This is a genomic window from Streptomyces winkii (assembly GCF_032248595.1).
Lineage (GTDB): Bacteria > Actinomycetota > Actinomycetes > Streptomycetales > Streptomycetaceae > Streptomyces > Streptomyces winkii.
Map to the genome: position 1 here is coordinate 21,736 of NZ_JASTTH010000006.1, position 19,989 is coordinate 41,724.

Below are 19,989 nucleotides of genomic sequence, written 5' to 3' on the forward strand. Positions count from 1 at the left end.
GGCCGTACGACGTCTCCTCCCCACGTCCGGGATTTCACCGGACGCGTTCGCCCCGGGCATTCCGGTTCCGAGCGCCTAGGCTGACCTCAATCCACCGCGAACGGTGGCCAATGGACAGGGGGAACGCGATGAGCGACACCACAGGCACCGAGCGGCTGCCCGGCCGCAACCGGCGCCGCTTCCCGGGGATCTCCTCCCGGGCCTACGAACATCCCTCCGACCGCTCGGCGCTCGTCGCGCTGCGCAAACTGAGCGGATTCGACTCGGTCTTCAAGGCACTGAGCGGGCTGGTGACCGAGCGCAGCCTGCGCCTGCTCTTCCTCGCCAACTCGGTGCGCGTCAACGACGAGCAGTTCGCGCACCTCAACTCGATGCTGCGGGACGCCTGTTACATACTGGACCTGGAGAAGGTCCCGCCGATGTACGTCAGTCAGGACCCGAACCCGAACGCCATGTGCATCGGGCTCGACGCTCCGGTCATCGTCCTCACCACGGGTCTCGTCGAGCTGCTGGACGAGGAGGAGATGCGGACGGTCATCGGCCACGAGGTGGGCCACGCCCTGTCGGGCCACGCCGTCTACCGCACCATCCTGCTCTTCCTCACCAACCTCGCGCTCAAGGTCGCCTGGATCCCGCTCGGGAACATGGCGATCATGGCGATAGTGACGGCGCTGCGCGAGTGGTTCCGCAAGTCGGAGCTGTCGGCGGACCGTGCGGGGCTGCTTGTCGGGCAGGACCTCCAGGCGTCGCTGCGCGGACTGATGAAGCTCGCGGGCGGCAACCACCTGCACGAGATGAACGTCGACTCCTTCCTCGCGCAGGCCGAGGAGTACGAGTCGGGCGGCGACATCCGCGACTCCGTACTGAAGATCATGAACGTGCTGCCGCGCAGCCACCCCTTCGTGGCGGTGCGTGCGGCCGAGTTGAAGAAGTGGGCCGAGAGCCGCGACTACCAGCGCATCGTGGACGGCCACTACGACCGGCGCGAGGACGACAAGCAGACGTCCGTCTCGGACTCGTTCAAGCAGTCGGCCGACCACTACACCGAGTCGTTCAAGAACAGCAAGGACCCGCTGATGGGTCTCGTACGCGATATCGCGGGCGGCGCGGGCGACTTGGGCGGCAAGCTGCGCGACACCTTCACCGGCCGGAGCAGCGGCGGCAGCGGTGGGGACGACAACGGGGGCGGCAGCAACGGCAGTTCGGGGAGCGGCGGCACCGCCTGAGACCAGCCGCCGTCAACGTCAGCCGTCAGCAAGGGCCCGGCACGCGGGAGTTCGGGACTAACCGTCCTTCTGCGCGGCCGGGCTCGGCTGTGAGCTGGTGGAGAGCACGCCGCACAGCGAGGCCGAGGACCGTCCGCGCGCGTACGGGTCGGTGCCCGCCGCACCGTCGTCCTTGGCCTTCTCCCCGGCCAGCAGCGGCGTCAGCGCGTCCGACATGTCGGCGGAGCACGGCAGCGGTCCGGCCCTCATCGAGACCTGCTGCACGCTGAGTTGCTGGCGCCTCAGGTCCTCACGGTCGATCTGGAAGCGCACTTCGCGCCGCACCGTGAACAGGGACGAATTCTCCTGGGCCCGCTTCCCCTCGCCCTCCTCCGTCGCGCGCACCGCGTAGACGAAGACGTGGTCCGCGACGACCTCCAGCGCGTCCGCGCCCGACTCCTGCACCGTCATCGTGCCGTTGACGCGGATCCGGTGGTCGGCGAGCGTCGTCTTCGACGGGTCGAAGCGGACCATCCATGCCGTCGAGGAGTGCCGCCCGTCGTTGCGCGGGTGGTCCATGCTCTGGTCGAACTGCTCCTGCTGCGCGGGGTCGAGCATGATCCGTACGTCACGGACGGAGTTCCCGCTGAGCACGGCCGGATCGAGCGACGTGGTGACGATGTACTCCTTGGCGGCCGTCAGAGCGGAGAGCACCTGGCTCTCGGAGAAGTGCCGTGTGCGGCGCACCGGCGGCAGCGTCACGCCGTCGGCCCCGGCACGGAACTGGGCGGCCGGGCTGTGCTGGTAGAGGTCGGCGGGCGTGGCGCCCGGCACCTCGTCGCGCGGCGCCAGCGGAAGCAGCGAGTTGCGCATCGGCTCGGCGGGCGGCTCCGGCGGGGCCTGGTAGGGGTTGCGGATGCCCATGTAGATCGCGGTGCCGAAGGCGAGGACGATCAGCAGGACCAGGACGATGCCCTGCCGGGACGCGGTGATGGAGCCACGTCCGTACGCCGTGTTCAGCTCCGCGTCGGTGCCGTCGCCGGCAGGCGAGAAGGCACGGTTGCGCACGGCGGCGTGGCCCTCGTCCTCCATCCGCTCCTGCGCCGAGAACTCCTGGAGCCGGGCAGCCTTGATGAAGGACTCGTCGAAGACGACGGATCGGTAGTCGTCGCGGTATTCGTCGTCGCCCCCGGAGGCGTCGTCGGGTGTTCCCTCTGGGGGATTGCCTCGCCCGGCCATACCAACAGAGTAGGTCCGCCCGGCGCTACGTAAACGCTTCTGTGCGCCGACAACCCGGCGGATCCCCGTGTTCGTGAACACCTCGTCGCCCTGGCGTGACGAGCCGGTGACCATGCGGGCCATGCGGGCCGTCTCACGGTCCGCTCCGGCAGGAGCAGGGGCCTGACGGTCCGTGCGGGAGGTTTTGTACGGGAGGCTCCGTACGGGCGGTTCTGTACGGGAGGTTCTGAACGCGTGGATGTGTACGCGTGGATGTGTACCGGACGAGCCCGTCTCAGCCGGGGCGTGACTGCGCGGGTATGTCCGGCGTCCGCTGCGCCCCGTCGTGGTCCTTGCCGGAGGAGTCGACGCCGGTCGTCGCGGGCGGCGGCGAAGGGTCCTGGCGCTGCTGCGACGTACCGCGGTAGACGGCGCCGAGGGCGAGGGCGACCATGCCGATGCCCATCATGAGCGCCAGCAGCCAGGCCACGGGCCGCTGCCATCGGGCGTGGCCGCGGTACGGGCGGCGGCGGCGCGGGGCGGCGCCGTGCTTGCCGTGCGTGGGACGGCGGCGGTAGTCGGAGCCGTGCTCCTCGCCCAAGTCGAAGCGGGGGTCGTAGCGGCGGTTGATGCCGAAGCGGATGTACTGCCCGTACTGGTCGTACTGGTCGAAGTGCGCGAACCGCCCGTACTGGTACGGGCCGTAATGGCCGCTGTCGCCGAGGGAGTTGAAGTCGTACGGGCCGTACGACTCATACGGGCCGTACGACTCGTAGTGGTCGTATTCGTCTCCGTCGGCCGGCTCCAGGTATTCGGTGTAGTCGGAGCGGTCGAACCGGCCTTCGTCGTCGTCCGGATCGTCCAGCTCCTCCGGGTCGGCGAGGCCGTCAGGGTCGGCACCGTCCCGGTCCGGGTCGTCGTCGAGGCCGAACTCGCCGTCGGCGCCCGGCCCGTAGACGTAGCCGTCCTCGAAGCCGCGGACAGTCTCGCTCTCGGCGTGCGACTGCGCGGCGGCCAATATGCGTTCGACGGCGGTGGGCTCGTGGATGACGGCGGACCGGACGAAGTCCTCGTCGAGCACCAGGGCGGCGAACTCCTCGTCCGCGGCCCCGTGGTGGTACTCGGGCTCCTCACCGTCCGGGAACGGCTGGCTCCCCACGTCGTCCGGCACGCTGTCAGCGTAGACCTTTGCGGTCAATAAGGGCAGGGAGAAGCGGGATTCCGTCAGATCAGGCAGAACAGGCCACGCGGCGCCCGCGCATGCCCTAGCCGCGCACTAGCCACGGGTGTGGCCGTCGCCCGTGACGACGTACTTCGTCGACGTCAGCTCGGGCAGACCCATGGGCCCGCGCGCGTGCAGCTTCTGCGTGGAGATGCCGATCTCCGCGCCGAATCCGAACTGGCCGCCGTCGGTGAAACGCGTGGACGCGTTGACCATCACGGCCGTCGAGTCGACGAGGGCGGTGAAGCGGCGCGCGGCGGCGGTGTCCCGCGTGACGATCGCCTCTGTGTGCCCGGATGTCCACTCGCGGATGTGCCGCACGGCGGCGTCCAGCGAGGGGACGACGGCGGCGGCGATGTCGTACGAGAGGTACTCCGTGCCCCAGTCCTCCTCGGTGGCCGGGACGACGTCCGCGCTCGCCTTCTGCCACGCCTCGTCGCCGTGCACCGTCACGCCCGCCCCCTTGAGCGCCTCGACGGCCCGCGGCAGGAACTCCCCCGCCACCGCCTCGTGTACGAGGACGGTCTCGGCGGCGTTGCACACGCTGGGCCGCTGCGCCTTGGAGTTGACCAGGATCGCGATGGCCGTGTCGATGTCGGCGGCCTCGTCGACGTACACGTGGCAGTTGCCCACGCCGGTCTCGATGACGGGGACGGTGGACTCCTCGACCACGGAGCGGATGAGCGACGCGCCGCCGCGCGGAATCAGCACGTCCACCAGGCCGCGGGCGCGCATCAGTTCGCGGACGCTGTCCCTGCTCTCGCCCGGCACGAGCTGCACGGCGTCGGCGGGCACTCCGGCACCGGCGACGGCGTCGCGCAGCACTTCGACGAGGGCGCTGTTGGAGGCGTACGCGGACGAAGAGCCGCGCAGCAGCACCGCGTTGCCGGACTTGAGGCAGAGCGCGGCGGCGTCGACGGTGACGTTGGGGCGTGCCTCGTAGATGATGCCGACGACGCCGAGGGGGACTCGCACCTGGCGCAGTTCGAGGCCGTTGGGCAGCGTCGAGCCGCGCACGACCTCGCCGACGGGGTCGGGGAGGGCGACCACGTCGCGTACGTCGGAGGCGATGGCCTCGATGCGCTCCGGCGTGAGGGTCAGCCGGTCGACGATGGCGTCCGGGGTTCCGGCCTCGCGCGCCTTGCCGACGTCGACGGCGTTGGCGGCCACGATCTCGTCCGTACGGGCGGTGAGCGCGGCGGCGACGGCGAGCAGCGCCGCGTCCCGCACCGTGCGCGGCAGCGGGGCGAGCTCGGCGGCGGCCTCCTTCGCACGGCGGGCGGTCTCGGTGACGGGCGAGGTCTGCGGTGCGCTCATGGCTCCGAGCTTAGTCACGGCGGATGCGGAGGCGTCGCGCCGTCCCACCGTGCGGGACGGCCGCGGAGAAGCCGGAGAGCCCGGCCGGGGCCCGGAAGGCGGAGAGGCCGGAACCGGCGGACTGGAGCCGGGCTGGAGCCGGCGGGCTGGAAGCGGGCTGGAACCGGCGGACTAGAAGGGGTGGACGCCCATGGAGGCCGCGGGCGGCGGGCCGTACCCCTCGGCCACGCGCTGCTGGTACGTCTCGCGGCCGATGACCTCCAGGCCGACGATCTCCCACGGCGGAAGCTTCGCCGAGGTGCGGTGCTCTCCCCACAGCCGCAGCGCGACCGCCGCGGCGTCGTGCAGGTCGCGTGCCTCTTCCCAATAGCGGATCTCGGCATGGTCGTTCGCATACCGGCTGTTCAGCAGAAAGGGGTGATCGTAGGCGAGCTGCTCCAGCGCGCGGCGCACCTCCTTGAGAGGCGCCTCCTTGCCGGCGACGCTCAGCGTGATGTGCCACAGCCGGGTGTGTTCGAGGCTCTCCGCACCCGCGCCCGCACGTGATTCGGCCCGCTGCTCTCTGTCAACGCTGACCAGCCGTCTCACGGATGGCCTCCTCGTCCGGTGGGATGCTCTGACTCACGGGCGTCGCTCCCTGCCGCACGACCCCCGATACAAAGTTGACCAGCCCGGGACCGGCCGCGTGGCCGTTTTCCGGAAGGTGTCCGTGGAAAGGCTGGTCTTCTCCCTCGGCCGCTGACGGTTCGGACACCACTCCCCCGCCCTTTACACGAACCGTTCACGCCGGTACGGGGGCGCACTCTGCCGGGCTGTCCGGGACGTCCGGGGCGGCCCAGGCCGCCGAGGCGTCCGGAAGCCGACCCCCTCAGGAGTCCAGCAGCACCAGATCGTCCCGGTGCACGATCTCCCGCTCGTACGCCGGTCCCAGCTCCCGTGCCAGCTCCGGGGTCGAGCGGCCCAGCAGCTGCGGGATCTCCTTCGCGTCGAAGTTGACCAGACCTCGGGCCACCGCGACGCCGCGCTCGTCGCGGAGTTCGACCGGGTCGCCGGCCGCGAACTCGCCCTCGACTCCGGCGATTCCGGCCGCCAGCAGCGAGGTGCGCCGCTGCACGACCGCCCGCACCGCGCCGTCGTCCAGCGTGAGGGCACCGCGCGGAGTCGAGGCGTGCGCGAGCCACAGCAGCCGTCCCGCCGCGCGGCGGCCGGTGCGGTGGAAGTACGTGCCGGTGCGGCGGCCCGCCAGCGCGTCCGCCGCGTGCGTGGCGGAGGCGAGGACGACCGGCACGCCCGCCGCCGCGGCGATCCGGGCGGCCTCGACCTTCGTCACCATGCCGCCGCTGCCGACGCCCGCGCTGCCCGCGCTGCCGATCTCGACGCCCTCCAGATCCTTCGGGCCGGTGACCTCGCCGATGCGGGAGCTGCCGGGAGAGGCTGGGTCGCCGTCGTAGAGCCCGTCCACGTCGGAGAGCAGGACCAGCAGGTCCGCCCGTACGAGATGGGCGACGAGCGCGGCGAGGCGGTCGTTGTCGCCGAAGCGGATCTCCTCCGTGGCGACGGTGTCGTTCTCGTTGACGACGGGCACGGCGCCCATCGCCAGCAGCTGCTCCAGCGTGCGGTAGGCGTTGCGGTAGTGAGCGCGGCGGCTGGTGTCGTCGGAGGTGAGCAGCACCTGCCCGACGCGGCGGCCGTACCGCGCGAACGACGCCGTGTAGCGGGCGACCAGCAGCCCCTGCCCGACGCTCGCGGCCGCCTGCTGCCGCGCCAGGTCGCGGGGGCGCTTCGGCAGAGCGAGCGGCGCGAGACCCGCGGCGATGGCGCCGGAGGAGACGAGGACGATCTCCCGCTGCGGGCCGCCGGCGGCGCCGTCCGGCGCCCCGTTCGCGGGACCCGCGTGCTTGGCCAGGACGTCGACGAGGGCGTCGACGCGGTCGGCGTCCAGGCCGCCGGAGGCCGTGGTGAGCGAGGAGGAGCCGACCTTGACGACGATGCGCCGCGCACCGGCCACATCGGCGCGCACCGTGCTCCCGGCGTCGCGCACCGCCCCGCGTGCGCCCGCGCCGGAGCCCGTACCGCCCGCGCCCGGGTCGCCCGCGCCCGCTGCCGTATCGCTGCTCACGTCCCGCTGCCCGTCTGTTCCCTCTGTCACGACCGTGCGTTCCCGTTCCGCTTCACGTTCCCGCTCACGTTCTTGCTCACGTTCCTGTTCGTTCACTTCTGTTCCGTACGTCCGGTACGGTCCGGCTTGTCGCCGCCACCCGGCGGCGGTCTCCTGTGCGACCGCCCGCGGCGCGAGCAGTGCCGGTGAACGCCGTGAGCGCCCGTCTCCGCAATCTACGGGAGCGCAGATCGGGACCGCTCGCCCGTTCCGACCAGTGGACGGGTGGGGATAACGACCTTTGTCCGCGTATTCACACAGGACACTCCGACGCAGATTGTCACCGGCCCCGTGCCCGGCATACGGTCAGTGGTCGACCACGGCCGCCACCCCCACCGGCCGGTTCCATCCCGACCCTCGACCTCCTGCCAGGAGTCCAGTCCCGTGCCCTCTGCCGGTCTCTCCACCCGACGCGCCGTCCAGCTGACGGCGCTGCTCGCGCTGACGGTCTTCTACGCGGCTCAGCTCGCGGGCGCGCTGCTGCCGAACGTGCCCGTCTTCATCGTCGCCTCGTTGGCGGGGATCACGCTCGACATCTATCTCACGCACAAGCAGCCCGGCCTGCTGGCCCTGCTCGGCAAGGTCCGCTTCGACGTCACCACGCGCCAACTGCTGCGCGACATGCTCATCGTCATCGGTCTGGTCCGCATCCCCGACGTCCCCCCGGACATCGAGCGCCCCCTGACGCTGCTGCTGCTCGTCGCCTACGCCTCGCACTTCCTGTGCCAGGCCGTCGCACAGTTCGTACGCCGCAGCCGTACGCTGCCGATCCTCACGCGCAACATCGACGCCTCCGACCTGCGCCTGACCATCGCCCCGCCGCGGCTGCTGGCCCGGCAGCCCAGCCGCCGCCTGCTGCGCTTCTCGATCCCGAGCACCATCGGCCTGATGCTGAGCGCCGGGCTCAACGACGAGGTCTGGGGCATCCTCGGCCTCGGCCTGAGCGTCGCGCTGTCGCTGGGCGGCGCCGTCTACCTGGGCACGTGGATGCTGCCGAAGAAGCGGCACGCGAACGAGCAGCAGGCCCTGGAGTGGCTCGACCGCTGGCTCGCGAAGTACCGGCCCACCGTCGGCATGTACTTCTCGGGGGGCACGACCTCCGCGTACCAGGCGAACATGTGGCTCTCCACGCTCGCCGAGCTCGACGGCAACCCGGTCATCGTGCTGCGCGAGCGCTTCATGGTGCAGAAGATCGACGCGACGGACGTGCCGATCATCTGCATCCCGAAGGTCGCTCACCTGATGCACCTGGAGCACTCGACGCTGAAGGTGATGCTGCACCCGGCGAACTCCGGCAAGACCTCGCAGGTGCTGCGCATCCCCACCATCAAGCACGCGTTCATCAACCACGGCGAGAGCGACAAGCTCTCCTCCTGCAACCCGTACGCCAAGGCCTACGACGAGGTCTGGGTCGCCGGGCCCGCCGCCCGCGAGCGCTACCAGCTCGCCGACATCGGCGTGGACGACCGCGACGTGGTCGAGGTCGGCCGCCCGCAGCTGTCGCCCATCGAGCCGTACGCGGGTCCGCCGCAGGGCACGTACACCACCGTTCTGTACGCCCCCACCTGGGAGGGCTGGACGAACGACCCCGGCAACACCTCGATCATCCTGGCCGGGGAGAACATCGTCCGGGCCCTGCTCGCGGACCCGGGCGTGCGGCTGCTGTACAAGCCGCACCCGATGACGGGCTCCGTCGACCCCCGCGCGGGCGCCGCCGACGCGCGCATCCAGGAGATGATCGTCGAGGCGAACGCGAAGCGCTCCGGCGAGCGTCCGGGTGCTGAGGCCGCGGCCGAACTGGAGCGCCGCGCACGCGAGTTGGACGAGCTGACGACCACCGCGTTCCGCCGCGGCGCGGACGAGGTGGAGAGGATGATGCTCCAGTCCACGCCCGAGGCGGACAGGGCGGAGCGCGTCGCGGCGGCGACCGCCGCGTGGGAGGCCGCCAACTGGGCCTCGTTCCCGGAGTGGGAGCACCAGATCATCACCGGCCCGCGGCCGACGATCTACACCTGCTTCAACCAGTCCGACCTGCTCATCTCCGACGTCTCGTCCGTCGTCTCGGACTATCTGACGAGCGAGAAGCCGTACGCTGTCGCCAACACGAGCGGCCTGACCGAGGACGAGTTCCGGGCCGGCTTCCCGACCGTGCGTGCCGCCGCGATCCTCTCCCCCGAGGCGGAGGAGATCCCGGCGCTGCTGGAGTCGGTGCGCGAGCCGTCCAAGGACACCCTCGCCAAGGCCCGTGCGGAGCTGAAGGTGCACCTCCTCGGGCCCTCGGACCCGCCGTCGATCACTCGCTTCAACCAGGCCGTGGCGGAGCTGTGCGAGGCAACGGCCGCCCGTAACGAGCGGGTCGCGCGCCGTACGAACGAGATTCCCGGGCAGCGCGAGACGGAGGCCCAGGAGGCGGCGGAGGAAGCCGAGTTGGAGGCCGGGGCGAACGGCGGCGCGCCCGCCGACCCGGAGGAGGCGGATCAGGTCACGGCCTGACGGCCGCCGCACCCGTCCGTACGTCGGTACGTCCATGGATCCGAAGGTCCGAAGGTCCCGGGAGGCTCACCCGCCTCCCGGGACCTTCGCCGTATGTGCGCTCGGCCGGGGCGCTCAGTGGCGGGCGGTGCCCGAACCGGCCGCCTCGCTCGCGTAGTCCGGCAGCTCCACGGTGCTGCTGACCTTCTTCCCCATGCCGATCATCGCCTTCACGAAGAGGCGGTTGGAGAAGAGGGCGTTGCGGAAGCGCAGGCCCGCGCGGGTGCGCGGAGCGAAGAACTTGCCCACCCGGTCGCCTCCCTGCTGGCAGACCCGGGCATACGGACGCAGCCGGCTCTCGTACGCGGCGAAGGCCGCACCGAAGTCGCCCTGCGCGCGGGCCAGTTCGCCCGCCAGGACGTACGCGCCGACGACCGCGCAGCCCGTGCCCCCGCCGCCGACGGTCGCTCCGCAGGCCGCGTCGCCGGCGAGCGCGATCCGGCCCTTGGACCATGTGGGCACGTCCGCCCGGCTGATGGAGTCGAAGTACAGCTCGCGGGTGCCGCGCAGTGTGCGCAGCAGCCGGGGCACCTCCCAACCGGCGCCGGAGAACGCCTCGTTGAGGATCTGCTTGTGCTGCTCGGCGTCGTGGCGGTCGTACTCCAGCCGGGGTGAGGCGAACAGGAGCATGGCGGCGGCCAGTTCGGGATCGCGCGCGTCGGGGCCGACGGCCGCGACGAGGCCCGGCTCGTTGTATGCGGCGGGGCCGCGCACCGGGCCGAGTTCGTCCGCGGGGAACTGCCAGATGGCGGCGTAGTAGCCGAGGTGGCTCACATAGCTCTCCTCCGGGCCGAAGGCGAGCCGCCGGACCTGGGAGTGCAGGCCGTCCGCGCCGATCACCAGGCCGAATTCGCGCGGTGCGCCGTGCCGGAAGTCGGCCCGCACGCCCGTGGCGGTCTCGGTGAGGCCGGTGACCGAGTCACCGAAGACGTACTCCGTGCCGGGGAGGCTGTGTTCGTAGAGCACCCGGGCGAGATCGCCGCGGAGCACCTCCAGTTCGCCGCCCGTGAAGTCGGCGGGCAGGTCGAGTCGCGTCCGGCCGTCCTCGTCGACGAAGCGGATCCGGCTGCCGCCCGTGCGGAGCTTGCGCAACTCGGGCAGTACGCCCATGCGTTCCAGCACGGTGAAGTGCGTCTCGCCGCGGAAGTCGACGGCCTGGCCGCCGCCGCGCAGGGCCGGCGCCAGCTCGACGACGGTGGGCTCGTAGCCGTACTGCCGCAGCCAGTACGCGAGTGCCGGGCCGGCGATGCTCGCGCCCGAGATGAGGACGGTCTTGTTCACGGTCTCCCCCTCCGGATGAAACCGTGTCCACGGGACACGGCTGATTACTGTGTACCATAGACGCAGTTTTGCTGCCGCGGGAACAGCGGTGAGGGCACGAGGGCCAGTGGACGGGTGCAAGGGCGTATGAGGGCATGAGGGCATGAGGTCGTGAGGTCATGAGCGGAAGCGGCGACGAGGGCGGCAGCGCCCCGGGCGGCGGGAGCCGCGGCCGGTTCGGCGGCAGGACCGGCGGCGGCAAGGGCAGCGGCACGAGGCACGCGGAGACGGCGCGGCTGCTGTGGGGCGGCCCGCGCTCCCTGCCCGCGCGCGGCCCCCGTCCGACGCTGGACCTCGGCCGCGTCGCACGGGCCGGTGTCGAACTCGCCGACGCCGAGGGCATGTCGGCCGTGTCCATGCACCGCGTCGCGGCGCGCCTCGGCGTCACCAAGATGGCGCTCTACCGCTATGTGCCCGGCAAGGCCGAGCTGGTGGCGCTGATGGTGGACGACGCGATGGGCCCGTATCCGGAGCAGCGGCAGCAGGGCCAGGGGCGGCGCGACGGCTGGCGGGGCCGACTCGCCGCATGGGCCGAGGAGCTGCTCACCGCGTATCTGCGTCACCCGTGGGTGCTGGACGCCACCGCCGGGCCCCGCGTCGTGGGCCCGTCGGAGCTCGACTGGATCGAGCACGCGGTCGCCGCGCTGGACGGCACGAGGCTGAGCGGTGCGGAACGAATGGACGCCGCCGTGCTGTTGGGCAGCCACGTGCGCGGCATCGCCCAGCAGGCGCGCGCGACGAGCCCGGGAGAGAGCCAGGAGGGCGAGCTGAGCGTCGTACTGTCGGAGGTGCTCAAGGAGCGCGGCGAGCGCTACCCGGCCCTCGCGGCGGCCCTCGCCTCGACGGCCGCGGAGCCCGAAGGACGCGACCAGGCCTGGGAGTTCGGGCTCCAGCGCATCCTGGACGGCCTGGCCGTGCTCGTCGAGGAGCGCGCACGCTGACGGACGGGTCCTGAGCCGGGGTTGACCCTCACGCTGCGTGAGGGTGGACGGTGCCGTGCATGAGTGACTTCTTCAATGCGTTCGAGATGAGTCCCGTGCCCGCCCCGGGGCCGGACGCGCGTGCGCCTGAGCCCTTTCGTGGCATCTACGGAATGCCGGTGTTCGTGACGATTCCCACGTCCGATCTGGCGGCGTCCACGGACTTCTGGGTGCAAGGCCTCGGATTCTTCGAGCTGTTCGGCATTCCCGGCCAGGTCGTACACCTCCGCCGGTGGGCGTTCCAGGACGTGCTGCTCGTCCCGGCAGAGGGTGGTTCCGAGCAGACGGGGGTGCCGACGATGAGCGTGAGCTTCGCGTGCGTCCTGAGCGAGGTCGATCAGCTCGCCGAGGCGTGTCGTGGACTCGTCGCCGACGGCGTTACCGGCCCGCGTGACACTCCGTGGAACACTCGCGACGTCGAAGTGATCACGCCCGAGCGGGCGCGGATCGTGTTCACCGCGGCGAAGCGGCTCGATCCCGGCAGCCGGGAGGCGCGCGATCTCGAAGCGGTCGGGATCGTCGCCCCGAAGTCAACGGGCGAGGGCGACAATGGCGTTCATGGTTGATCCCGAGCTCGACGGCGGTCTCACGGTGGGCGCGACCGCCGAGCTCCTGGGGGTGACCGTCCGCACGCTGCACCACTGGGACGAGATCGGCCTGGCGTCGCCGTCCGTCCGCACCACGGCCGGGTACCGCCGCTACACCGAGGCGGACCAGCAGCGACTGCACCGGATCGTCGCCTATCGGGAGACCGGCCTCGGACTGGATGCGATCCGCGGGATTCTCGACGACGCGACCACCGAGATCGCCGCCACCTTGCGTGAGCAACGCTCCCGTCTCGCCGAGCGGATCCGCGACCTGCAACAGCTGGACGAACGCCTGGAACGGATGGCCGAGGCGCACGAACGCGGAATGCTCCTGAGCGACGAAGAGCAGTCGGCGACGTTCGGCCCGGACTGGGACCCGCGCGGATCGGAGCAAGCCCGCGTCGTCTGGGGGGACTTCCCGCAGTGGGCGCAGTTCGCCGAACGCTCCGCTTCCCGCACGCGCGAACAGTGGCGGTCTCTCTCCGAGGCGATGTCCACGCTCCAGCGTGATCTGGGCGACGCGCTGGACCAAGGCGTCGCTCCGGGCAGTCCGGAGGCGAACGCGCTCGTCGAGCGCCACCGCGAGGTCTTCTCGGACTTCTTCCCGCTCACGCGGCAGATGCAGGTGTGTCTGGGGCGAATGTACGAGTCCGACCGGGGCTTCGCGGCCCACTACGACGGCGTTCGCGCCGGGCTGGCCTCCTGGTTCCGGCAGATCGTCGACGAGGCTGCCCGCGCTCACGGGATCGACCCCGATACGGCGACCTGGCAGTAGCGGCTTCACACCTCCCGCAGCGACGCCGGGGGGCTGCCCCCACTCCGAGGCGGGCGGGCAGCCGGATGTCGGGGACGGCGTCGTCCTCGCGATCATGCAGGAGCAATCGACGACCGACCCACGGGGGATATCGATCATGGAGACCGGAAGCTCCTTCGACAGCGGACGCTCCTTCAGCAGCAAGGCCAAGGTGCTCGGCACCGCCGTCGTGGCGCTGGCCATCACCGGCAGCGCCGCCCTCAGCGTCGCCTCCGCGCAGGACGGCGAGCGACCGGCGCCGGCGTCCCGGCACGCCGCGGGCCCGGCGGCGGGCGTGTGGCGCATGGACGGCTACGGCACGGTGCTGACCGTGAAGCACGGCAGCGTGCGGCAGTACGAGACCACCGACACCAGCTGCCTGAAGGGCACTTCGGCCAAGCGGACGGGCGGGCACGGCACGGCCGACCGTTACACCACCGAGGACGGCGAGAGCTTCACCCTGCGCCGCACCGCGGGCCGGGACCGGGCGGCGATGCACGTGGAGGGCTCGCCCGGCGACCGCCGGCTGCGGCGCGTGGACGCCCTGCCCGGCGCGTGCGGCCGCCCCGCCTCCAAGGACCCGGTGAAGACCTTCGACGTCTTCTGGCAGACCTTCGAGGAGAACTACCCGTTCTTCGAGGCCAAGGGCGTCGACTGGCACGCCGTCCGCGACCGCTACCGTCCGCGGATCGACTCGGACACGACCCCGGCCGAACTCTTCGCCGTCTTCCGCAAGATGGTCACACCGCTCTACGACGCGCACGTGGCCGTACTCGCGGGCGACGCCGGCTCCTTCGGCCAGGTGCGCCCGGGCACCGAGATGCCCACGCCCCAACTGGACGCCAAGGTCCGGAAGTTCATCGAGAAGCGCGACCTCGGCGGCCACGCGCTGCGGGAGTTCGCCGGCGGCCGCATCGGCTATGCCGACCTGCCCGGCGGCCAGGGCTATCTGCGCGTCTCGGGCTTCACCGGCTACACGGAGGACGGCGACTACGCGGCCGACCGCGCCGAGTTGCGACGCGCGCTGGACGCCGTCCTGACGCGGGAGCGCACCGCGCGCCTCAAGGGGCTGATCGTGGATCTGCGGGTGAACGGGGGCGGTTCGGACAGCCTGGGCCTGGAGCTGGCCGCCCGCCTCACCGGCCGCCCGCACTTCGCGTACGCCAAGGCGGCACGCAACGACCCGTCCGACCCGTCACGCTTCACCCGGCCGCAGCCCTCGTACATCCAACCGGCCGGCGGGCGGCCCCACTTCACCGGTCCCGTCGCCGTGCTGACGGGCGGATCGACGGTCAGCGCCGGGGAGACCTTCACGCAGGCGCTGATGGAGCGACCCGGGCGGACGGTCCGCATCGGGCAGCCCACGCAGGGGGTCTTCTCGGACACGCTGGAGCGGCGCCTGCCGAACGGCTGGAGCTTCACGCTCCCGAACGAGGAGTTCCGTACCCGTGACGGACGCACCTTCGACGGTACGGGCGTTCCGCCGCACATCGCCGAACCGGTCTTCACGGACGAGGAGTTCGCCCACGACCGCGACTCGGCGTTCGACCGCGCCCGGGCTGAGCTGCCCAAGTCCCATGGAGGAGCGGGCCGCTGACCGGGGGGCGCGGCCGACCCGGGGCGCAGGGAGAAATTTTGGTTGCCGCCCGCCTCGTGCGGGCGGCACGCTCCGGGTGTGATCGAGCTGCGCGTACTGACACCTGACGACTGGCGGAGCTGGCGCGCCGTGCGCCTCGCCGCGCTCGCGGACGCCCCGTATGCCTTCAAGACCCGCCTCGCGGACTGGCAGGGCGACGGCGACCGCGAGGAGCGATGGCGGGCCCGGCTGAGCATCCCCGGCGCGTACGACCTGCTCGCCGAGCTCGACGGCGAACCTGTGGGCCTGGCCAGCGGTGTTCCCGGCGAGAAGGCCCGCGAGGTCCGTCTGATCTCGATGTGGGTGAGCGAGCGGGCACGCGGGCGCGGCGTGGCGGACCGGCTGATGCGGAGCGTGGAAGAGGAGGCGGTCCGCTCGGGGGCCGGTCTGCTGCGCCTCGCCGTCATGCCCGGCAACGACCACGCGATCGCCCTCTACCGGCGGCACGGGTTCGAGGAGACGGGAGTGCCGGGCGCCCCGCTCCCCGACGGGCGGCGCGAACTCGTCATGGCCAAGCGGCTGGACGGAGCCGCCCGCGCCTGAACTGCGCCTCCGGCAACCGCAGTCGATCCGGAGGCGCAGTCGGCATCCCGCTCCCTCAGGAACCCGTCCCTGACTCCCGGGTGACGGTCGGAACCGACAGCACGGCGTCGAACGCGTCCGGGATCGCCGTGGACAGGCTGGAACTCTGCGTCCGGATCTCCCGGAGCAGAGGCTCCCGCTGCTCGTCGCGCGGTGACCGGCGCAGGTCGGTGAGGGTGATCCGGTCGCCGAGCCCGGCGTCGGCGAGTGCGGCCTCGACGCTTCCTGGCTGCGGTGGTTCGAGAGCGGCGTCGGCGACGCGGAAGCCGACGTCGGCGTCCGGGTCGGGATACATCTCCGGAACGTGGCCGCCGGTGTGGACGAGGGCCACCGAGCGGTAGTCCTCGCCGAGCATCCGGCGAAGGTGCTGCCCCATCGGCAGCGTGGTGAGGGCGCCGCCGAACTCCAGCGGCGTCCGCTGGATGTGGTTGTTGTGCGCCATGAGTACGATCCGGTCCCCGGGGCCGGCGTTCTCCAGGTGCCAGCGCACCGACTCGGCCATGTAGATCTCCCGTACCGACAGGTCCGCGCCCGAACCCCCGCCGGACATCAGGGAGTTCATGGCCCGGAACATGTGGTCGGTGTGGCAGGCCGCCTCGACCCTGCGGCGGGCGATGCCGAAACGGCGCTGGCCACCGCGGGTGACGAGCAGCGGCTCGACGGCCCGCAGCCGCAGCAGCACACGGGCCAGCGCGGCGGTCAGCGCGTCCTGTTCGGCGGTGCCGAGCGCCGCCCACGCGGGAGCCGCGGCGGCGCCGGAGGCGGCCCCGGCGAGGAACCGGTCGCTGATCTCCAGGGCCTGTTCGAGTGGGGGCAGCGCGTCGGGGTCGACCTCGCGCAGATAGCCGGCCACCGGGTCCAGTGCGGGCCGCAGGGCTCCCCCGGCCATGGGCAGGTCGATGCCCGCGAAGCGCACGGGGTGGCCGCTCGTACGGTTGTGGCGGCGCAGCCAGTGCATGAGGTCCGCCGCGAGCCACACCGCCGAGGTGTCGCTCAGCTCTTCCAGATCGCCGTCGTCGCCCTCGCCCCGCAGCCACGGGTCGAGGGTGAAGGCCTCGCTGAAGCCGAACTCGAAGGCGAAGACGGTGAATCCGCAGCGCTCCGCGAGGAAGCGCAGCACCCGCCGGCGTGCGAGGGAGAACTCCTCGACGAAGTGGGCGTTCTCGCCCAGGGCGAGTACGCGGGCGTCGCCCGCGATGTCCCGCAGCGGTTCGAGATCGTCGAGGGGCAGATCGGGATCGAGGGTGGTCAGTGTAGTGCTGTGCTCGCGGAACCAGTCGGCGAGCACGCTGCTGTGCGAGGGCTGTTCGGGCATGGGCGGGCTCAATTCTCAGCTCGGGATGCGGAGTTCGGGGTCCGGAGTTTCCGGGCTTTCCGGGCTCGGGCCGGGTGCCGGACCGCCGCTTGTGCGGCGGACCTCGGCTGCGCGCGGACCGGCCGGACGTACACGCACGCGACCGGCGCCGGGCTCCTGAGCTTCTGGGCTCCGGCGCGCATGCGGCGCGGTGCGGTGCGGGTGCCGACGGACCCGTCAGAGGAAGAGACTGCCTACTGCCATGATCGCAACATAGCGCCGCCCGGCGGCAGTTCGCACCCGGATATCCGTGCGCCACCGCCGCGGTACCGCCGTCCCGCGTCCGGGGCGTCGCGGTACCTCGGTGCCCTCGACCGCTAGGTGTGTTGCAGCGCCTTGTAGTCCACCAGCCCCGTGTCCTCCAGGGCCGTGATGTGGTCGAGGACGATGGTGTTGGCCCTCGTCGCCAGCGACCGCACCATCGAGTTGCGGGTCTGGTCGCGTACGAGGCTCACGAGGCTGAAGGCCACGCCGTTCTGCTTCCGCACATGATTCACGAGGAGCCGGTCGAACTCCTCGCCCCGGGCCTTCTGGATCTCCTCCATGTACTTCTGCTGGATGCTCGTCGGCTTGTTCGGCAGCCACACCTTCAGCGTGCGGCCGGCCTTGATGACCCGCTTGTCCAACTCCGTGTCGCCGCTGACGAGATGGTCGCCCACGGTCCGTACCGACCTGCGGTCGCTCCGCTCCCGCGCGGCGCGACCGACGGGCAGCTCCCAGAGGCCGTCGGTGCGCACATGCCGCAGGAAGTCGCGGTCGAGGGAGGTGAGCGGCCCGTACTCCGTCTTCCAGGTGCCCTTGCCGTCGTCCTGCCACCCGGATCTCGACAGCGCGACCGACCGGTTGCCGTCGAAGAAGTAGATGGGCACCAGCAGCGCGGAAAGCGTTGCCACCAGCCCGATGACGACCATGACGGTACCGGCCGCCCGTGCCGACGTCGGAGCGAACCGCATGCGCCTGCCCCCTTCTCCACACATGTCCTCGACGGTGATCGAGACTAATGGTGTGCGTGAGGCCATGGTCGAAGCTTCGTCCGGACCTGACAAAGCGCTCGCGGCCCCGTTACCCGTGGTGACACCGGCGACGCTCAGTACGACCGCTTGTCGAACCTCCACGCGACGGCCTGCTCCAGCGAGACGCCGCTCGCCTCGTCCTCCGGTTCGAGGAAGGCGTGGACGATGGCGAGCGCGACCGTACCCATGATGGAGCGCTGCTTACCGTAGTCGACGACGCCGGAGCCCGGATCCCCGATGGCCCGCAGAATGACCCCGTCGGTGGCCGTGGACAGCGCATTGGCCAGGTCGTCGAGGGTCAGGCCCGGACGCAGCCGCAGCCCGCGCTGGCGTAAGACGTCGGAGTACAGCTTCTTCCACGACCCGAGGTAGTCCTCGTACATGGCGGAGATGGCCTGCTTCACCTCCTGGTCCCCGTCGGGGACGGTCATCAGGGCCAGGGCGAGGCGTACGGAGGGCTTGTCGACGCCGTCGGCGGTGTGCTGGTAGGCCATCTTGTGAATGGCCCGCACGAAGTCCGGTCCGTTCACGAGCTTTTCGGTGTTCGCCTCGCGCTGCTCGCGGTATTCGGGGCGGTAATTCTCGCCCCATACGGCGAAGTTGATGAGGTCGGCGACGAACTGCTCCTGCGCGGGCCAGCGGTCGCGCAGCGCCGACTGGCTGCCCTGCCGCAGGAAGGGCTGCGGATTGTTACCGACTTCCTTGGTGACGTTGCGCAGCGAGAGGAAGTTCAGGAGCGGACGCTCTCCGCGCGAGCCGTGCTGAGCACCGGGCCCGAGGTGCTGGTTCAGCAGCCTCATGCCGGCCTTCAGGAACGCCGCGGTGAGGGGGTCGTTGGCCAGCCGGACGCGGGACCTCTCCCTCGCGCGGGTGGTGCGCCCGACGTTGTGCAGCACCTCGGACCTGTCCAGGTCGTACGGGTGGGGAAGGCTCCGCCTCGACTGCGTGCGAGCCTTCGCGTTCTCCAGCAGGGGGACTCGTGGTGCTCTCTTTCTCCGCATGCGCACATGCTTCTCCGGGCCTCGCGGCACGGAAAGGGCGCAGCTGCGCTGAAGTCGTACCGGCGCCGAAGTCGAAGGGTCCCGTACCCCCGTCCCCCGTCCCCCGTCCCCCGTTACCGCGCGGCTGCGCCGCAGCGGCGGCAGGCGGTGCCGCGGTACACCTGGGTCCTCCGACCGGTGAAGGTGATCGACGATGCTCACAACACAGATGGCGGGGGACGCGGTCGCGGCCTGGGTGCTGGCGTCCGTCGTGGTCAGCGGCGCTCTGGTCCGGCTGATCCTGGCCCTGGTCGCGGCCCATGCCGCACGCAAGGCGCTCGGGCCGTCGGACGAGTCCAAGGCTGCCGACCGGCTTCGCGCCCACCGCCTCGCGGTGTTACGCGCGCTCATCAACGGCCTGAGGGCGCCCCGGCGTTGACGCATCGCGCACCGCGGGCCTCAGAGACCCCAGGCCCGTCGCAGACCGCAGGCGCGGGAATCCGGCAGGCGTCAGTAGTAGCCCTTCCCGCCGTCGAGCAGCTCCCGGACGATGTCCATGTGCCCCGCATGGCGGGCGGTCTCCTCGATCATGTGGAGGAGGATCCACCGCAGCGACGTCTGGTCGGCCTTGTACCCCGGGTGGCGGCCCACGTCCTCCAGCGCGTGCGCGGCGGTGATCTCGTTCGACACCTCGCACTGCCGCTCGTACTCGCCGAGAAGGCGCTCCAGGGGAACGCCCTCGACCATCATGTCCGCGTCCTCGGGACCTTCGTCGAACTGCGGCCCCACGGCGGGCCGTCCGAGCAGCAGCACCTCGAACCAGCTGTGCTCGACCCACCGCATGTGGGAGACGATCCCGGCGATCGTCATGTACGGGGATGTGGGGAGCACGGACCGGTGGGCGTCCGCCTCCGACAGGCCCTCGCACTTCCAGTGGATGATCGCGCGCTGCATGTCGAGCCACCCGACGAGCTGTGTCCGCTCGTCGGCGTCGAACCGTGGACGTACGCGGGGAGGAGTCATGAGCGCGCACGCTATACCGCTACCGCGCCGCACCGCATCGCAATTCCGGCCGGTGCCCGCCGGTGCCGT

Annotated in this window: 18 protein-coding genes; 8 read left to right on the forward strand and 10 right to left on the reverse strand. The window is 71.4% G+C overall.

The features are described 5' to 3' along the window. The first annotated feature begins 128 nt into the window (after nt 1-128). Nucleotides 129-1,226, forward strand: coding sequence for a M48 family metallopeptidase (locus tag QQM67_RS19055; protein WP_314175161.1), 1,098 nt, complete (start codon nt 129-131; stop codon nt 1,224-1,226). A gap of 57 nt (nt 1,227-1,283) precedes the next feature. Here the strand turns inward: QQM67_RS19055 and QQM67_RS19060 are convergent, their stop codons facing one another. The 5 genes from QQM67_RS19060 to proB all read right to left on the reverse strand — a co-directional run bounded on the left by QQM67_RS19060 (nt 1,284) and on the right by proB (nt 6,970). Continuing rightward, nucleotides 1,284-2,444: an SCO2583 family membrane protein gene (locus QQM67_RS19060; protein ID WP_314175162.1), complete on the reverse strand. Its 1,161-nt coding sequence runs from the start codon at nt 2,442-2,444 to the stop codon at nt 1,284-1,286. Nucleotides 2,445-2,718: 274 nt separating this feature from the next. Continuing rightward, a complete protein-coding gene (locus tag QQM67_RS19065) occupies nt 2,719-3,594 on the reverse strand; it encodes an SCO2584 family spore wall biosynthesis protein (protein ID WP_314175163.1) in 876 nt (291 codons plus the stop codon). Nucleotides 3,595-3,699: 105 nt separating this feature from the next. Then, nucleotides 3,700-4,962, reverse strand: coding sequence for a glutamate-5-semialdehyde dehydrogenase (locus QQM67_RS19070; RefSeq protein WP_399067131.1), 1,263 nt, complete (start codon nt 4,960-4,962; stop codon nt 3,700-3,702). Between the two features lie 171 nt (nt 4,963-5,133). Beyond that, nucleotides 5,134-5,550, reverse strand: a complete 417-nt coding sequence (locus QQM67_RS19075; RefSeq protein ID WP_399067133.1) for a hypothetical protein — start codon at nt 5,548-5,550, stop codon at nt 5,134-5,136. A gap of 280 nt (nt 5,551-5,830) precedes the next feature. Further along, nucleotides 5,831-6,970, reverse strand: a complete 1,140-nt coding sequence (gene proB / locus QQM67_RS19080; RefSeq protein WP_314175613.1) for a glutamate 5-kinase — start codon at nt 6,968-6,970, stop codon at nt 5,831-5,833. A 534-nt stretch (nt 6,971-7,504) separates the two neighbouring features. Here proB and QQM67_RS19085 point away from each other — a divergent pair. Then, the gene (locus QQM67_RS19085) at nt 7,505-9,613 is read left to right on the forward strand and encodes a hypothetical protein (RefSeq protein WP_314175165.1); all 2,109 of its coding nucleotides are present in this window, start codon (nt 7,505-7,507) and stop codon (nt 9,611-9,613) included. A 114-nt stretch (nt 9,614-9,727) separates the two neighbouring features. On the opposite strand, the gene QQM67_RS19090 is transcribed toward QQM67_RS19085, so the two are convergent. Then, on the reverse strand, nt 9,728-10,933 hold the full coding sequence (locus QQM67_RS19090) for an FAD-dependent monooxygenase (protein WP_314175167.1): 1,206 nt from the start codon (nt 10,931-10,933) through the stop codon (nt 9,728-9,730). 158 nt (nt 10,934-11,091) lie between these two features. Between QQM67_RS19090 and QQM67_RS19095 the strand changes: the two genes are divergently transcribed. From QQM67_RS19095 to QQM67_RS19115, 5 genes are all read left to right on the forward strand, one after another. Next, the gene (locus tag QQM67_RS19095; protein WP_314175168.1) at nt 11,092-11,913 is read left to right on the forward strand and encodes a TetR/AcrR family transcriptional regulator; all 822 of its coding nucleotides are present in this window, start codon (nt 11,092-11,094) and stop codon (nt 11,911-11,913) included. A gap of 59 nt (nt 11,914-11,972) precedes the next feature. Then, nucleotides 11,973-12,518 carry a VOC family protein gene (locus QQM67_RS19100; protein ID WP_314175169.1) on the forward strand — a complete coding sequence of 182 codons (546 nt, stop codon included), beginning with the start codon at nt 11,973-11,975 and terminating at the stop codon, nt 12,516-12,518. Continuing rightward, nucleotides 12,511-13,314 (forward strand): MerR family transcriptional regulator, encoded by an 804-nt coding sequence (locus QQM67_RS19105; protein WP_314175170.1) that lies wholly within the window; start codon nt 12,511-12,513, stop codon nt 13,312-13,314. The genes QQM67_RS19100 and QQM67_RS19105 overlap by 8 nt, the downstream gene beginning before the upstream one ends. A gap of 136 nt (nt 13,315-13,450) precedes the next feature. After that, nucleotides 13,451-14,929: a S41 family peptidase gene (locus QQM67_RS19110; RefSeq protein WP_399067137.1), complete on the forward strand. Its 1,479-nt coding sequence runs from the start codon at nt 13,451-13,453 to the stop codon at nt 14,927-14,929. Nucleotides 14,930-15,007: 78 nt separating this feature from the next. Next, the gene (locus tag QQM67_RS19115; protein WP_314175171.1) at nt 15,008-15,511 is read left to right on the forward strand and encodes a GNAT family N-acetyltransferase; all 504 of its coding nucleotides are present in this window, start codon (nt 15,008-15,010) and stop codon (nt 15,509-15,511) included. A gap of 55 nt (nt 15,512-15,566) precedes the next feature. Here the strand turns inward: QQM67_RS19115 and QQM67_RS19120 are convergent, their stop codons facing one another. The 3 genes from QQM67_RS19120 to QQM67_RS19130 all read right to left on the reverse strand — a co-directional run bounded on the left by QQM67_RS19120 (nt 15,567) and on the right by QQM67_RS19130 (nt 18,918). After that, nucleotides 15,567-16,865 carry an erythromycin esterase family protein gene (locus QQM67_RS19120; RefSeq protein ID WP_314175172.1) on the reverse strand — a complete coding sequence of 433 codons (1,299 nt, stop codon included), beginning with the start codon at nt 16,863-16,865 and terminating at the stop codon, nt 15,567-15,569. Nucleotides 16,866-17,221: 356 nt separating this feature from the next. Next, nucleotides 17,222-17,857 (reverse strand): DUF4142 domain-containing protein, encoded by a 636-nt coding sequence (locus QQM67_RS19125; protein WP_314175173.1) that lies wholly within the window; start codon nt 17,855-17,857, stop codon nt 17,222-17,224. Nucleotides 17,858-17,991: 134 nt separating this feature from the next. Then, a complete protein-coding gene (locus QQM67_RS19130; protein WP_314175174.1) occupies nt 17,992-18,918 on the reverse strand; it encodes a hypothetical protein in 927 nt (308 codons plus the stop codon). Between the two features lie 193 nt (nt 18,919-19,111). On the opposite strand from QQM67_RS19130, the gene QQM67_RS19135 reads away from it, so the two are divergent. Next, complete coding sequence (locus tag QQM67_RS19135; protein ID WP_314175175.1) at nt 19,112-19,336, forward strand: hypothetical protein; 225 nt, start codon at nt 19,112-19,114, stop codon at nt 19,334-19,336. Nucleotides 19,337-19,407: 71 nt separating this feature from the next. Here QQM67_RS19135 and QQM67_RS19140 read toward each other — a convergent pair whose 3' ends face one another. Beyond that, entirely contained in the window at nt 19,408-19,920 is a 513-nt protein-coding gene (locus QQM67_RS19140) for a DinB family protein (protein ID WP_314175176.1), read from the reverse strand. Nucleotides 19,921-19,989: the final 69 nt, after the last annotated feature.

Bases quoted from the DNA above. Each gene is read 5' to 3' on its own strand.
- QQM67_RS19055 (WP_314175161.1), top strand. From the start codon at position 129: ATGAGCGACACCACAGGCACCGAGCGGCTGCCCGGCCGCAACCGGCGC.
- QQM67_RS19060 (WP_314175162.1), bottom strand. From the start codon at position 2,444: ATGGCCGGGCGAGGCAATCCCCCAGAGGGAACACCCGACGACGCCTCC.
- QQM67_RS19070 (WP_399067131.1), bottom strand. From the start codon at position 4,962: ATGAGCGCACCGCAGACCTCGCCCGTCACCGAGACCGCCCGCCGTGCG.
- QQM67_RS19095 (WP_314175168.1), top strand. From the start codon at position 11,092: ATGAGCGGAAGCGGCGACGAGGGCGGCAGCGCCCCGGGCGGCGGGAGC.
- QQM67_RS19100 (WP_314175169.1), top strand. From the start codon at position 11,973: ATGAGTGACTTCTTCAATGCGTTCGAGATGAGTCCCGTGCCCGCCCCG.
- QQM67_RS19105 (WP_314175170.1), top strand. From the start codon at position 12,511: ATGGTTGATCCCGAGCTCGACGGCGGTCTCACGGTGGGCGCGACCGCC.
- QQM67_RS19110 (WP_399067137.1), top strand. From the start codon at position 13,451: ATGGAGACCGGAAGCTCCTTCGACAGCGGACGCTCCTTCAGCAGCAAG.
- QQM67_RS19120 (WP_314175172.1), bottom strand. From the start codon at position 16,865: ATGCCCGAACAGCCCTCGCACAGCAGCGTGCTCGCCGACTGGTTCCGC.
- QQM67_RS19125 (WP_314175173.1), bottom strand. From the start codon at position 17,857: ATGCGGTTCGCTCCGACGTCGGCACGGGCGGCCGGTACCGTCATGGTC.
- QQM67_RS19130 (WP_314175174.1), bottom strand. From the start codon at position 18,918: ATGCGGAGAAAGAGAGCACCACGAGTCCCCCTGCTGGAGAACGCGAAG.
- QQM67_RS19135 (WP_314175175.1), top strand. From the start codon at position 19,112: ATGCTCACAACACAGATGGCGGGGGACGCGGTCGCGGCCTGGGTGCTG.
- QQM67_RS19140 (WP_314175176.1), bottom strand. From the start codon at position 19,920: ATGACTCCTCCCCGCGTACGTCCACGGTTCGACGCCGACGAGCGGACA.